The 15,632-nt window shown below is 37.9% G+C and carries 13 protein-coding genes; all 13 read right to left on the minus strand.

The annotated features are described in order from the left end of the window. Positions 1-68: 68 nt before the first annotated feature. Positions 69-1,469, minus strand: coding sequence for a dipeptidase PepV (pepV, locus tag ACAM22_RS08170; RefSeq protein WP_261052453.1), 1,401 nt, complete (start codon positions 1,467-1,469; stop codon positions 69-71). Positions 1,470-1,552: 83 nt separating this feature from the next. Continuing rightward, positions 1,553-2,692, minus strand: a complete 1,140-nt coding sequence (locus ACAM22_RS08175; protein WP_261052447.1) for a PLP-dependent aspartate aminotransferase family protein — start codon at positions 2,690-2,692, stop codon at positions 1,553-1,555. After that, a complete protein-coding gene (locus ACAM22_RS08180) occupies positions 2,689-3,069 on the minus strand; it encodes a Rid family detoxifying hydrolase (RefSeq protein WP_049524762.1) in 381 nt (126 codons plus the stop codon). The genes ACAM22_RS08175 and ACAM22_RS08180 overlap by 4 nt, the downstream gene beginning before the upstream one ends. Position 3,070: 1 nt before the next feature. Next, positions 3,071-4,459, minus strand: coding sequence for an APC family permease (locus tag ACAM22_RS08185; protein ID WP_261052446.1), 1,389 nt, complete (start codon positions 4,457-4,459; stop codon positions 3,071-3,073). A 13-nt stretch (positions 4,460-4,472) separates the two neighbouring features. Beyond that, positions 4,473-5,216 (minus strand): gamma-glutamyl-gamma-aminobutyrate hydrolase family protein, encoded by a 744-nt coding sequence (locus tag ACAM22_RS08190; protein ID WP_261052510.1) that lies wholly within the window; start codon positions 5,214-5,216, stop codon positions 4,473-4,475. A gap of 694 nt (positions 5,217-5,910) precedes the next feature. Continuing rightward, positions 5,911-6,714, minus strand: coding sequence for an ABC transporter ATP-binding protein (locus ACAM22_RS08195; protein WP_369606671.1), 804 nt, complete (start codon positions 6,712-6,714; stop codon positions 5,911-5,913). Between the two features lie 12 nt (positions 6,715-6,726). After that, positions 6,727-7,620 carry an ABC transporter permease gene (locus ACAM22_RS08200; protein ID WP_125422242.1) on the minus strand — a complete coding sequence of 298 codons (894 nt, stop codon included), beginning with the start codon at positions 7,618-7,620 and terminating at the stop codon, positions 6,727-6,729. Between the two features lie 11 nt (positions 7,621-7,631). Beyond that, positions 7,632-8,609: an ABC transporter substrate-binding protein gene (locus ACAM22_RS08205; protein WP_000869838.1), complete on the minus strand. Its 978-nt coding sequence runs from the start codon at positions 8,607-8,609 to the stop codon at positions 7,632-7,634. A gap of 451 nt (positions 8,610-9,060) precedes the next feature. Beyond that, positions 9,061-9,987, minus strand: a complete 927-nt coding sequence (locus tag ACAM22_RS08210; RefSeq protein WP_070842265.1) for an ATP-binding cassette domain-containing protein — start codon at positions 9,985-9,987, stop codon at positions 9,061-9,063. Between the two features lie 10 nt (positions 9,988-9,997). Continuing rightward, complete coding sequence (locus tag ACAM22_RS08215) at positions 9,998-11,065, minus strand: ABC transporter ATP-binding protein (RefSeq protein WP_000159550.1); 1,068 nt, start codon at positions 11,063-11,065, stop codon at positions 9,998-10,000. A gap of 8 nt (positions 11,066-11,073) precedes the next feature. Then, positions 11,074-12,000, minus strand: a complete 927-nt coding sequence (gene oppC / locus ACAM22_RS08220) for an oligopeptide ABC transporter permease OppC (RefSeq protein WP_000103691.1) — start codon at positions 11,998-12,000, stop codon at positions 11,074-11,076. Then, a complete protein-coding gene (locus ACAM22_RS08225) occupies positions 12,000-13,496 on the minus strand; it encodes an ABC transporter permease (RefSeq protein WP_000759914.1) in 1,497 nt (498 codons plus the stop codon). The genes oppC and ACAM22_RS08225 overlap by 1 nt, the downstream gene beginning before the upstream one ends. 66 nt (positions 13,497-13,562) lie before the next feature. Continuing rightward, positions 13,563-15,551 carry a peptide ABC transporter substrate-binding protein gene (locus ACAM22_RS08230; RefSeq protein WP_369606672.1) on the minus strand — a complete coding sequence of 663 codons (1,989 nt, stop codon included), beginning with the start codon at positions 15,549-15,551 and terminating at the stop codon, positions 13,563-13,565. Positions 15,552-15,632 lie beyond the last annotated feature (81 nt).

Consider the following 15,632-nt stretch of genomic DNA (forward strand, 5'->3'; position numbering starts at 1 on the left):
ATCTCTATCTAATGCATTTTTCGTAAAGTCTATCATATTAGAATTAATTTTACAAATATTTGAAACGCTTATTCAGCTTTACAAATTAGTTCGAATAATGCTTGAGCATAGATAGCTGTAATCAATACTAAATCATTAACCGGAATAAACTCATTAGCTTGATGCATGGTATCTTCTGTACTAGGAAATAATGCTCCGAATGCAACTCCTTCTGACAACAAACTTGCATATGTTGATCCACCTATAACCTTTGTATATCCTTTATCACCTGTTTGACTTTCATAAATTTTTAAAAGAGTTTTTACCAACATAGTATCTGAAGATACAAAATGTGGATCTTTCTTAACAACAATATTCAAAACCTCATCTTCAAAATACTTTTCTAAATGCGATTTAATTTCACTAGATGACTGACTAAATGGAAAGCGGATGTCAGTAACTATTCTCCCTCCTGAACTACAATCATAATTTGCAATTCCCACATTAAAAGTCAATTCACCTATTTCTGATTGATGGTTAATACCTAAATTTTTACCATCAGTTGTTTCATGAAAAGATTCTCCCATATGATTTAAAAAAGACTTCCCATTTTTAACAGGATGCTGACTTAAAAACTTAGCTAAATAAGTCGCAGCATTTACACCTTTACTTGGGGTTGAACCATGGGCAGATTTACCATATAGAGTAATCTTTAGCTCTTCATCATTCTGATCTACTTGCCCAGATACATTTGGGTGCTCTACTAAAAATCTTTGGAAGCTATCGGTAATATCTGATTCAGATCCCCCTTTTAGACGGGCTTCCGCTAGACCTGGAACCATATTTTCTTTAGTGCCACTCTTAAATTCTACTAAATAATAAATCCCAGTTTGAGAGTCATCTTTCCCTTCTTCTATCGTAAAGTGAATTATACCTTTTTCTCCATTAACCACTGGAAAATAAGCATCTGGAACGAAACCTTCATTTGGAAGTTTTTCAATAGTTTTATAATAATTCAAACATTCCCAATTTGTTTCCTCATCACTGCCTACAATCAGTTGTAGTTTCCTTTTGGGAATGTAACCACGTTCCTTCAACAACTTCATAGCAAAAAAAGCACAAACTAGAGGGCCTTTATCATCCAAACTACCTCGAGCAATTAATTTACCGTCCTTATAGGTAGGTTCAAATGGATTACTATTCCAACCAGTTCCGACAGGAACCACATCTACATGACCTAAAACTCCAAAAGGCTCCCCAGTTTCTCCCCAGTCAATACGAGTAACAAGTGGTCCGTAATCATTTACCTTAAAACCGGCTTCATAACCCATTTTTTTGATTTCATCAATCGCTTGTTTGGGCCCTTCTCCAAGTGGGGCACCATCAACCGGATCACCTTTTACCGAATTGATACGAAGCAAGCGTTCAATATCATTTAGAAGATCTTCTTTTCTATCTTCCACTACATTTTTCCAATTAATTGTTTCCATCTTTATACCTCCATAATTAAAAGAAAAACACAAAATTTTACAGATTCAATCCAAATGATATTGTAAAATTTTGTGTTAGATCTTTAGCTTTCCAATGCTTGTTTGAAATCTTCGATTAAATCCTCGATATTTTCAATACCACAAGAGAGTCTTAATAAGCCATCCACTACACCTTGCTCCAATCTTTCTTCTGGACTAAGGCAGGCATGAGACATTGTTGCTGGATGAGAAAGAATAGATTCAACTCCACCAAGGCTAACTGCCAAGATAGGAATACGAATTTTTTCAGTAAAAGTAATCAATTCTTCTTTTGAAGACAATTCAAACGATAGTACTGCTCCACCATTTTTTGATTGACCCATATGTACTTCATGATTCGGATGATCCTTTAATCCAGGATAGTAAACATGTTTCACTCTTGGATGATTTTGCAAGAATTCAGCCAATTTTTGAGCATTCTTAACTGCATGGTCCATACGTATTCCCATTGTTTTCATACCACGCATGATTAACCAAGCATCTTCAACTCCAAGGATTCCCCCAAAGTTCTTTTGGAACAATTTTAATTCTTGATAGTATGTTTCACAATTAGTAGCAACAAGACCTGCAATGACATCACTATGTCCATTTATAAATTTAGTAACACTTTCAACTACTATATCAACTCCAAGTTTTAGAGGTTCTTGCGCTAAAGATGTCATAAAGGTATTATCAGCCACAGTAACCAAATCATACTCCTTAGCTAACGCCACAATCTTTTTAATATCGCAAACTTTTAAAAGTGGATTTGATGGAGTTTCAAGATATATCATACGAGTATTCTCACGTATGGCTTTTTCTACTGACTCTATATCAGCCATATCTACAAAAGTATATTCAATCTTGTATTTTGGCAGGAGATTATTTACAAACTGACATGTACCCCCGTATACTTCTTTAGGTAAGATAACATGCTCTCCAGCATTAAGTAACATTAATACATTCGAGATTGCAGCCATGCCTGATGAAAAACTAAGGGCATATTTTGAATCCTCTAGACTTCTAAAACCATCTTCAAGTGCGTCTACTGTTGGATTTGAAAAACGAGTGTACAAATATTCTTGGCTATCGTCATAGAGATGTTTGTTATGAAAAGTTGATGTTTGGTAGATAGGAATAGAGGCAGCACCAGTATAAGTATCTAATACTTTATAGCCATGTAATAGTTTGGTATTCTCTCTCATTCATCTACCTCCGCAATTGCTTCAATTTCTACCAAAGCCCCCATTGGAAGAGCTCCAACTTGGAACGCTGTACGCGCTGGATAATCTCCGTTAAAGAAACCTTGATAAACCTCATTGAACGCTTTAAAATCAGTAATATTACTCAAATAAACAGTTGTTTTGACAATCTTATCCATAGAGGAATGATTATCTTCTAAAATCGATTTGATATTGTTAAGAGACTGACTTACTTGCCATTCAATAGTATCTTCATCGATTTTCCCCGTTGAACGGTTAATTGGTAGTTGACCTGATGTAAAAATAAGGTTACCTACAAGTGTTGCTGGGGAATAACTACCTACTGCTGCTGGAATTTTTTCACTACTTAATCGTTTCATTTTATGCCTCTTTTCTTTCTTTTACATTTCTCCAAATCATCAATCCTACTGGTAAAACAAGGTAACCAATAATCATTGCTACGATAGCAAATGTATTCAATGATACATCTCCTGATTTACTTACGATTGTAAATTGCGATGCCCAGTTAAATTTGTATAATAAAATTACTGTTAAGATACATCCAAAGAATGGAACGATAACATCAAATACAAAGCTCCTCTTAGCAGTTGCAACAATTTCTTCTTTTTGTTTTCCAAAGTAGAATACCATAACAGCCAGAGGAACTATGATAAATTGGATAAAACGTGAAATTGAACTTAGAACAATAATACTAGTCATATTATATTGGAATGCCATAGGAAGTAAGATTGCTGCTCCAATCGTCACTAAAAATGCACGAAGCGGAAAATCTTTGCTAGTTCTAACTTTAAACCATTCTGGAACTTGATTTTGCATTGCCATTGCTTCCAAGATACGTGGAGTGTGGAATGATGCAGCTACGTTTATACCAAACATAGAAACCAAAGCACCTACAAGAATGATTGTACGAATAATTGGATTTGAGAATACTGCTGCAAGTGCTACTACTTCTTTTGTCGTCACAATAGCAGATGGATTAATCATCATAGCTGTTCCAACAATACCTAGATAGATAACAGCTATTATCCCAATTGCCAATGGAATTGCCTTTGGAAGATTTTTCTCTGGTTCTTCCATATCTTGAGCACCACAGGCTACACTTTCAAAACCAGTGAAGGCATAAAATGCTGCAATAACTGCCATTACGTAGGCTGAAATATCCATATTTTCGCCCAACTTAGCCCCAGTGCTATCAGTCAGATTTTTAATTGTATCAAATTCATTGACACCAGTAAATAACACAATTGCTAATCCTACGAGAATGGTTGTAACAAGAGCTCCTACTTTACCAATAGTAGACAAGTTATTGATAAGCTCAAACAAACGTGTTCCCAATAAATTGATTACAAGAAGAATTCCCATTAGAATAACGAACCCAATTGTAACGTAGGTCAAGTTGCCATTATCAAACCCAAACATATTAAGAACTGTTTTAACTACCGCAGTTCCCATTACACCCCACGCAATACTTGCTGCAATGTAGCGAGTAATCCCTACATAGAACCCGATGTTATCTCCAAATGCAGCTTTAGTATAAGCATAAGAGGCTCCACCTTTGGAAACATACTTAGCCGCTGATGCGAATGTTACTGCTAAAACAGATGCAAATACCGCTGCCATAATATAAATGATAAGCGCCTTATCTCCTGCTTTGGCAACAACACCACCAGGAGAAAGGAAAATTCCCGTACCAATAATAGAGTTAATTGTCAGAAGGACAATCGAATAAAATCCTAGCTTTTTTTTCATTATTTTTCTCCTATTAAATTTCACACATTTGACAATCTTTACATGCATTATTAATCAATGCAGTAAATAACAAGTTCATTTGCATTGATTTCTTGTGCATCATTTCAGGATGCCATTGTACCCCAATTAACATTGGGTAATCCTTATGTTCAATTGCTTCTACAACACCATCCGCGGCTCTAGCCACAACATTAAAATCAGATGATACATTTTTCATAATTTGATGATGAAATGAGTTAACCATCACTCTGTTTACTTTTACAATCCTATGCAACAGTGAATCATCAACAATATCTACTGAATGAGTAACTTGTTCTGGGAAGTGGCCTTGCCAATGTTTTACAGCTGCTGTATCACACATTGAGACATCTTGATAAAGAGACCCGCCATGATAAACATTAATAACCTGTGCTCCACGACAAATACCAAGAATTGGGATGCGTTTTTTTTCTGCGCGTTCTAACAAGGCAAAATCAAACTTATCTCTTTCTGGGAATATATCTCCCATCTTAGGACAAGGCTCCTCGTTATAATTCATAGAACAAACATCGTGACCACCAGATAAGATCAATGCATCAATTTTATCAATATAACTATCTAAAACTTCAGTGACATCTGATACAGGTATAATAAGAGGTATCCCACCATTTTGGATTACAGAATTAACATAATCTTCATTGACATAGCTTCTATGGTAACCAGGAAACATTCCTCCTTGATCAATCATAACACTACCTGAGATTCCAACTATCGGCATCTTATTTACCATAAGATAGACCCCCTTTTTTGAAAATATTTTTTATTTAATTATAAAATTTTATAACTCATTTACAATTTCATTATACAACGAAAAGAATCCGTTTTCAAGAAAAAATTATATTTTTTTATAAAAAAATATAATTTTTTCTTGAAACACCTTTAGATATAGCAAATTGAAACTAGAACAGTACAGCACAACTGCTAAAATGTTTCTATAAATTAATATTCCTTTCCTAATCGATTTGCTCATATTTTATTCCAATCCACTATATAACAAAAAAAGATAAGGTCTGATTCAGATCTTATCCTTTCTAGTTTTGATATTCTTCACAAATCAGTATTTTAGGATATAGGAGACAAACTTTCTAATTTGTTCTTTGATTTTCGCCTAATATGAACATTTCTTTCCCACGTTATCGTTACATAATCTTCATCACTACTACGAAAACGTTCAAATACTTTAGATGTCTGAGATACCTTATACACTATATATGCCTTACTATCACACTTCTGTTCGTATAGGCACGATTTTTCTACCCCTTCCTCTGACGATTATTATTTCCAGCGTCAGACTTGAGAGTCGCTATTGGGTTTACCGGTAGTCGGTGCCCACGGAGGACTTACACCTCAGATGAACGACATGTCCTTCGTACCTAATAAAAGACTGAGACACTAGATCTCAGCCTTTTTCTTTATCCCAAAACCAATTCATCACTGACTAGACTTTGGCCACTATTTTTATGGAAGAGATGCATAAGATCTTCAACCGTCAGATGCTTTTTCTCCTCTCCCTTGACATCTACCACTATCTTGCCTTGATAGAGCATAATGAGACGATTTCCGTACTCAATTGCATGGTTCATATCATGGGTAATCATCAAGGTTGTCAACTGATGGTGTTCCACAATCTTTTGCGTCAAGTCCATCACCATTTGACTCGTTTTCGGGTCAAGTGCCGCAGTATGTTCATCCAAAAGCAAAAGTTTGGGTTTCACCAGAGCTGCCATGACTAGGGTCAAGGCCTGTCTTTGTCCTCCTGAGAGATATTGAGTATCCACTTTCAAGCGGTTTTCAAGACCAATATTCAACTCCTTCAAGGCCTCTTGGAACTGGATTCTATCCTTCTCCTTCACTCCCCAACCAAGCCCTCTCTTCTGCCCGCGTCTCAAGGCAATAGCCATATTCTCCTCAATCGTCAAACGAGAAGCTGTTCCCATCTTAGGATCTTGAAAAACACGAGCGATATCCTTGGCTCTCTTTCTTACACTCAGATTTTTAATGGATTTGCCTGCCAATAAAAGGTCCCCTTCGTCCACCGATAGATTGCCAGCCAAGATATTCATCAAAGTGGATTTCCCTGCTCCATTTCCACCAATCACAGAGATAAAATCTCCCTCTTCAACTTCTAAATCTGATCCTTTGAGGACATGGTTCTCATTGACCGTCCCTGCTTCAAATGTCTTGTGAATATTTTCAAGTGTTAATAAACTTGCCATAACTTTTTCCTCCTATTCATTTCTCAGTTTCAAACCACGAATTTTTAATCTCTTTTGCAATTCTGGTGCAAATAAAACCAAGGCAAGCAAGATTGCATTAAAGAGACGAACCAGGTTTTGATCTAGATTTGGAATTTCATAGATATTTAAAATAATCAAACGGTAAACAATAGCACCGATTCCGATGGATAACAAGCGGCCTCCAATGGTCAAGTCGTGAATCAAGACTTCCGCAATAATCACTGCACTCAAACCAACAACAATGGTTCCTGTCCCAGAAGTCACATCTGAAAATCCATCATTTTGGGCAAACAAGGAACCACATAGGGCAATCAAGCCGTTTGAAATCATGTAACCAACAATCTTCATGGTGTCTACATTGACCCCATTGGCCTCACTCATCGGAATATTGTCACCAGTCGAACGCAAGACCAAGCCAATCTCTGTTTTCATCAAAAGAGTCAAGACCAAACAAACAAGTAAGAGACAAACCAAGCTGAGCGTGAAAACAGCTTCTTCAGTTGTCAGTCCCAAGCTAGCCAACTGTTTAAAGACAGTTGAAGAATCTCCCAAGGAAAGATTGGGCACACTTCCCATGATTTTAATATTGATGGAATAAAGCCCTGTCAAGGTCACAATCCCTGTCAAGAGAGCTGGGATTTTCATCTTGGTGTGGAGCATTCCTGATACAAGACCTGCTACCATACCTGCCAGCAAAGCAAGTAAAGTCGCAATCCAAGGATTTGTCCCTGCCTGTATCTGAGATACGACGACAGCCGCCCCCAGTGGAAAGGCTCCTTCAGCAGTCATATCCGCAATATCCAAAATACGGAAAGTCAAGTAGACCCCAATAGCCATAATCGACCATAGCAAACCTTCTGATAAACTAGATAATACAAAATTCATCTTAAGCCTCCTTATTCCTTGCCTTCTAACTTACTAATATCAATTCCTAGTGCATCTGCCATTTCTTGATTGGTATGCAATTCCAGTTTTTCAGGCAACTCAACTGCTATATTTTCTGGCTTCTCACCTTTTAAAACACGAATCAACATGCGTGCTGTCTGACGTCCCAATTCTTCATAATTGGTTCCGTAGTTATACAAGCCACCAACCGCAATCATTTCTGTTGAACCACCAAATACTGGAACCTTGTGTTTAATAGAAACCTGCTTGACTGTTTCCATGGTTGATGAAATGATATTATCCGTTGGGACAAAAACCATATCCACCTCTGCCATCAAGCTTTCTGCTGCCGCCTTGACGTTATTACTGTCCAAGATTGTTTTTTCAACAACGGTAAATCCTTTTTCTTCCAAAAGGCGCTTAGCTTCATCCTTTTGGACAACTGAATTTGGCTCGCTCTGAGTATAGAGGATTCCAATCGTTTTAGCTTTTGGCAACACTTTCTTTATCAAATTGATTTGGGTTGAAATGGCATCTGATGACTGGTCACTTGTCCCAGTTACATTGCCCCCAGGATGCTCTCTTGACTCAACCAATTTAGCACTAACAGGGTCTGTTACAGCTGAAAAGATAACCGGTGTCGTTTGTGTTGTATTGGCCAAGCTCTGAGCAGAAGGCGTTGCGATGGCTAGAACGACATCACTAGATTCTGCTAGTTGCTGGGAAATCGTTTTTAGATTTCGTTGTTCTCCCTGTGCATTTTGCAAATCAATCTCAATATTTTTCCCTTCAACATAGCCTTGTTTAGCTAGTTCATCTACAAACCCTTCTCTAGTAGCGTCTAGAGACTGGTGAGTAATAAATTGCGAAATACCGATACGAAACACATCTTTTTTCTTATCTGCCTTCAACTGATGCAAACTAATCAGAGAGGTCAAGAGAATCCCCACTACCAAGAGGGGGGCTAGTAATTTTCGAACAACTTTCATAATGAAACTCCTTCTCAGAAAAGATAAAATAAAAAACCGCCTAGATAATACCTAAACGGATGCTTGAAATAATCTAACAAGTTACAACTTAGCTAGTCCATTTAGATATTCATCTATATGGACCACAATCAAAAATCTTAGCCACATAGATACAAACAAATTGCTTGAACTGTTTGCATCCATGGTGACATGTCTACAAACACTATCTAAAGTAGCTAAAGTAAAAGTTTTGATTCATCGTTACAGCTTGTCTCTTATTCATTTCTTTTTCTGCTTTCTTTTTTGATGTTTCCTATCTTACCACCTTTTTCATCACCTGTCAAGAATATTTCAGAATTTTTTAAAATTTTTCGAAAATTCTTTCAGGAAGCTTTCAAAGTTTTTCGAATCAGTACAACAAAAAAGGTTTATAATTTCCATAAAAGTTGACATGGAAATTATAAAACCATTATTAGTTTAACCCTTGTTGGTAACGCGCCAATTCGGCTTGGTTAGCCCAAACATAATGACCTGGACGGATTTCTACCATGGATGGCTTATCAGTCTCATAGTCGTGTTGACTTGGGTCGTAAACCTTCAATACCTTCTTACGTTCCAAGATTGGATCTGGAATTGGTACCGCTGAAAGCAAGGCTTGAGTATATGGGTGAATTGGATTGTTAAACAATTCTTCTGTTTCAGCAACCTCTACAATAACACCCTTGTAAATAACTGCGATACGATCTGAAATAAAGCGAACGACCGACAAGTCATGGGCAATGAAGAGATAGGTCAAACCGAGCTCTTTTTGGAATTTTTTGAGCAAGTTTAAGACTTGGGCACGCACAGAAACGTCCAAGGCTGAAATGGGCTCATCCGCAATAACAAAGTCTGGTTGCATCACCAAGGCGCGGGCAATACCGATACGTTGACGTTGACCACCTGAGAATTCATGAGGGTAACGAGTCAAGTGCTCAGCAAGAAGACCTACTTCACGGATAATATTTTGAACTTTCTCTTTACGTTCTTCCTCATCCTTAAATAAACGGTGATTGTAAAGACCTTCAGAAATAATATAATCAACAGTCGCACGTTCATTCAAACTTGCAGCAGGGTCTTGGAAAATCATCTGGATACGACGAATCAATTCCGCAGCTTGTTCACGCGATTTCTTACCATTAATCTTTTGACCATCAAAAATGATATCACCATTACTTGTATCATTTAGACCAATAATGGCACGACCAATAGTTGTTTTCCCACTACCTGACTCACCTACAAGCGAGAACGTTTCTCCCTTATTGATAAAGAAGTTAGCATTTTTAACCGCGACAAACTTCTTACTTCCTTCACCGAAGGAAATTTCTAAATCTTTGATTTCTACTAATTTTTCAGACATTTCCTTCCTCCTAGTCTGCCAGATGGGCAAATCCCATTTTTTCACGGATCTTATCGTGGAGATTTGCAATCACAGCTGGTTTTTCTACTTTTGGAGCATCCTCATGAAGAAGCCAAGTTTTAGCCCAATGCGTCTCTGATACTGAGAATTGAGGGGCTTTTTGTTCGAAGTCAATCTGCATTGCATAGTCAGAACGCAAGGCAAAAGCATCCCCTTTCAGGTCAGTATAAAGTGACGGAGGTGTTCCTGGGATTGAGTAAAGATCCCCTTTATCATCAGCAAGCTGAGGCAAGCTAGACAAGAGACTCCATGTATATGGATGGCGAGGGTCATAGAAGACTTCCTCAACAGTTCCATACTCAACGATTTCTCCTGCATACATCACTGCTACCTTATCCGCAATACTTGCTACCACACCAAGGTCATGGGTGATAAAGATTGTTGTGAAATGGTACTCGTTTTGTAAAGATTTTAGCAAATCAATAATCTGTGCTTGGATGGTTACATCCAAGGCAGTCGTTGGCTCGTCACAAATCAAGACATCAGGTCGGCAGGCAAGGGCAATAGCAATAACGATACGTTGACGCATTCCTCCAGAATATTGGAAGGGGTATTCATCAAAACGTCTATCTGCATCTGGAATCCCAACCTTATTCATGTAGTCAATGGCCAATTCTTTTGCTTCTTTAGCTGTTTTTCCTTGGTGTTTTACAATAACTTCTGTAATCTGACTACCAATTGTTTTAATTGGGTCCAAACTAGTCATCGGGTCTTGGAAGATCGTCGCAATCTTAGCACCACGAATTTGTTCCCAATCTTTGTGAGAAGATAAAGCTGTCAAATCCTGACCACGGTAGTCAATACTTCCTTGAGCAATACGACCATTTTCTTCAAGCATACCTGTGAAAGTCTTTGTCAAAACAGATTTTCCTGATCCTGACTCACCTACCAAGGCTAATACTTCTCCTTCAACTAGTTCAAGGGAAACGCCGCGAATGGCTGTCAATACTTTGTCACGAACGTCAAATTCCACGACAATATCGCGAGCAGTCAAAATTACATTTTTTTCTTTTGTCATTTCTACTCCTATCTATGTGTACGTGGATCACTAGCATCCGCTAAGTTTTGACCAACTACGAAAAGGGACAAGGATACCAAGACAAGAGTTGTCAATGGAATCCAGAACAAGTAAGCATTGGTTGTTACGTTTTGTGAATAATCTGAAATCAAACGACCCAAACTTGGCACTGTAATCGGTAATCCAAGACCGAAGAAAGACAAGAAAGCTTCGTATGAGATAAAGCTTGGAAGCATTTGAGTCATCGTTGTCACAATAACAGATACCAATTGAGGCATGATATTTTTGGCAACAATCTTCAATGTTGGCGTTCCCAAAGTACGTGACGCCAAGTTGTATTCCAAGTCACGATAACGCAAGATTTGCACACGGATCATGAAGGCAATCCCAATCCATGTTGTTACACTCATGGCAAAAATCAGATTCCAGAATCCAGCTCCGATTGAGTAAGTCAAGACAATGACAATCAAAAGAGATGGGATATTTGAGATGACGTTGTAAACTTCCATCATCACACGGTCTACTGATTTTGAAATTCCCCAAATACCACCGACAAAGACACCGATAACTAAGTTAATCACTGTCGCAATCACAGAAATGAGGATAGAGTTACGAGCTCCGAACCAGACACCGTCAAAGAGAGATTTACCATTACTGTCTGTACCGAACCAATGCTCAGCATTTGGCTTGATATAACGAGCACTAAAGTCGTTTACCTTGCTGACATCATTGAAATCAAACTTAGAAAACATTGGGTAAATGAAACTCATCAAAATGATAGCTACCAAGATTCCCAACATAACTACAGTTGATTTTTTCTTCATAAATTGTCTAAACACTGAACCCCAGTAAGAATATGCTGGCGCATCAATGGCTTCAGAGGCAAAATCGTCACGTTTTACAAACTGAAATTTTTCTTTATCGATTGTAGACATTATTTGCCTCCTTTCTCAGTCAATTTAATACGTGGGTCAATAATCGTCATCCAAATATCTCCCAAAAGAAGTGAGAAGATAGAAATACATGTAAAGATGAAGACAAGACCTACGACCATAGAGTTATTAGATGCTTTTACAGAGTCAATCAACATTTTACCCATACCTGGGAAGGCGAAGACTGTTTCAGTAAGGGTTGCACCACCGATAACCCCGATAACAGCACCAGGAATTCCTGAAACAAGCGGAACCATAGCATTTTTAAAGATGTGTTTATTTGAAATTTCTTTTTCAGACAAACCTTTGGCACGAGCAAAACGTACAAAGTCTTGTGATTGTAAGTCAATCATATAACGACGAATCCAAATGGCTGTACCAGGAGCACCCAACAAACCAAGGATAACTGCTGGTAAAACATACGAACGCCAATCTCCAGCACCCAAGATAGGGAATGAATCTGGCAAGCCGATTGAAGAACCAGCCAAACGAACGATATAAACCAAGGCAATTGTTGGAAGAGCCATCAAGAAGGTCAAAGCCCCTGTTGAGAAGCTATCAATCCAAGTGTTCTTGAAGCGAGCCATAGCTGAACCAAGTGGCACAGCAATCGCATAAGAAATCACCAAACCGATCAATCCAACGACAGCAGAGCTGGCAATCATAGAAGGATATTGGTAGTTGCTTTCAGTTGCAGTATATGGGTCATCTTTTCCGTAGTTGGCTACTTCACGAGAATCAGCCTGACTAGGTGATTTATAGGTTCTTGAGTAAATATTTACAGAAGAAGTCTTCTTACCTGTTGGGAACTGAACTTGAGATGTTTTTGTTTGCCCTTGTCCTTGAGTAATAACCTGTAAAACAGGACTATTAGCATAGGTTGGATAAGAGTCACCTAAATTAATGTTCACAAAGTTTTGATGCACAAATGGGAACTGACTGTTGAAGTACAAGAGATATTTGTGTTTAGTTCCTGAACCAACCAAGGACCATCCGATAGCTGGATCATTTTCAAAACGAAGGTAACGTTTCAAGTCTGGATTTTCAGGGTCTTGAATTTTATTTGTATGATCAATGTCAATCAAGTTAGCATAGAAGTGAAAAACACGTTCAAAAATTGGGATTTCACGAGTAGCGTAGAATTGGCCACTTTCAGTAAATTCTCCCAAGGTCCAACCATGACCGATTTGTTTGATGTATTTTTCATAGATAGCCTTGTTGGTGTCATTAGCTTCAACTGTTACAGAAGCATCCATCTGGCTAGCTTTTTCTTGCAACTCTTTGGTATCGTAGTACTCGATATAGCCCATACGCTCATAAACTGTATTTTCATAGTTATCACGTTTATCAGCCGTTGTCGCAATCTTGTTATAGTTGGTATCCTGTTTGAAAATCAATTTTCGAGGAACCATTGTATAGATAATCGTGTAAGTCAAGGTTGTTACTAAGAAGATAGAAACCAATGACCGCAAAACACGCATAAAAATATATTTTTTCATATCATTTCCTTTAAAAATCCCAAAAGAACCTTCTCCTCATGGAGAGAAAGTTCTATTGAAAATTATTTACTTCACATGACTTGCCAATTCTTTTTGAGCTTTCTCGTTTGACTCAGTCTTTTCTTTCAACCATTTTTCACGAGCTTTTTCATACTCTTCTTTGGTAATTGCTTTTTCACCAACTTCAGTGTACTTCAAGTATCCTGAATTTTCACCTTTAAGGCCGGCCACTGAATATGAAGAGCTAAATGGTAGAACTTTTGAAACATATGAAACGGCTGTTTCTTTAGGAGAAGCCATTACTGGAATTGTCAAAGCATTGTCAGTCAACCAAGCTTGTGCCACCGCATATTTTTCATAACGTTTTTGAACATCTTGGTTTTCGCTGTTTGCGTCATCAAGTAATTTTCCATAGTCAGCTAAACCAAGTTTGCTTACTACTGATGCATCTGTGTTTTGGTCAATACCAAGGTAAAGGCGAGTGCTTCCTCCCTTAATGACGAATTGATCCAAGAAAGTAGAAGGATCTTGATAGTCAGGGTTCCATCCTAGCAAGGTATGGATATCCCAGTCTTGTTCTTTAGCTGTTGGAGCGCTAAATGAAATTGGTAAAGCTTCTGCTTGAGTCATTTGTTGTAAGTCTACAACAACATTATCTGAACCCAATACTTTTTCAATTGATTGTTTCAATGATTGAACACGGTTTACAACCGCTGTTGATTCTTGGATAACCAAGGCATCCAAGTGGATTGGGAATTCAACACCTTCAGCTTGCAAGCTTGATTTAGCTTTAGCAAAGACTTCTTTAGCTTTTTCTTCATTGTAAAGTCCATTTTGAGAATCTGCTAGAGACACGTTTGACCAAGTAGAAGAATTTGTCTTAGCCAAGCTATCTTGTACCAATTCACCAAATGTTTTCTTACCAACTTGAAGATTATATGGTGCAAACGTATTACGGATAGCTACTGCAGCTCCATCAGTACCATTTGTTTGAGCTGAATAAGAAGCACGGTCCACTGCAAAGTTCAAGGCTTGACGGAATTCCTTATTTAGCAATGCTTTCTGAGTAGATGTCTTTTGGGCATCACTTGTTTTGGCAGTGTGGTTATAGGTTGTACGGCCATAGTTCAAGCTGACAGTTGCAACACCCGCACCTGGTTCATTAAAGTAAATGTTATCTTTAAAGTCAGCTGCATATTTTTCATATGTAGAACTTGTAGGGAAGATACGAGCCTTGCTATATTGACCATCAGCAAAACCTTTAGCAATCACATCTTGGTCCTTACCATCCCAGAAAGTGAACTTAACGTTCTCAATTTTTACATTTTCTTTGTCCCAATAAGCGTCATTTTTAGCCATCTCGATAGATGATTTAGGAGTTACAGCCTTCAAGACAAATGGACCGTTATAAAGAATAGAGTTAGCATCGGTTGGGGCACCAAAACCTTCCCCTTTTGAAGTTAAGAATTCTTCATTAACCGGCATCAAAACACCACTAGTTGTCTTGTCATTCCAGAAAGTTTCTGGCTGGTTCAAGGTATATTCTAATGTTTGATCATCAAGCGCTTTTACTCCAACGGTTGAAAAATCGCTTGTTTCACCCTTGATATAGGCTTCTAATCCTTTAATAGAAGAGCTAACGATTGAAAGTCCTTTTGATTTTCCATCTACAGCATGTTTCAAACCAGTAACGAAGTCTTTAGCAGTGACAGGAGCGTACTCTTCTCCCTCTGCAGTTACCCATTTAGCATCCTTACGGATTTTATAGGTATAAGTCAAACCATCTTTTGAAACTGTCCATGATTCAGCAATAGAAGGAACCAGATTACCATATTTATCGTTAGCCAACAAACCATCTACAGCATTTGTTGTGACGAAAGATGTTGAATCGATATTGCTGACGATATAATCCAAGGTTTCTGGATCTGTTTGATAAACATATTGGTAATCTTTTGCTAGTTTAGCATTATTTGAACTAGTGTTTGAACACGCAGCTAGAACTCCTGACGCTAATAAGGTAGCTCCCGCTACAGCAAGCACTTGACTTTTTTTCATTTATTTACTCCTCTTATAAATAAAGTATAGGTTATCATCAATTATATCATAGATTTCAAGAAAAGTAAACGAATTTTCAGA

The sequence above is a fragment of the Streptococcus sp. SN-1 genome (assembly GCF_041154385.1).
Taxonomy (GTDB): domain Bacteria; phylum Bacillota; class Bacilli; order Lactobacillales; family Streptococcaceae; genus Streptococcus; species Streptococcus mitis_CT.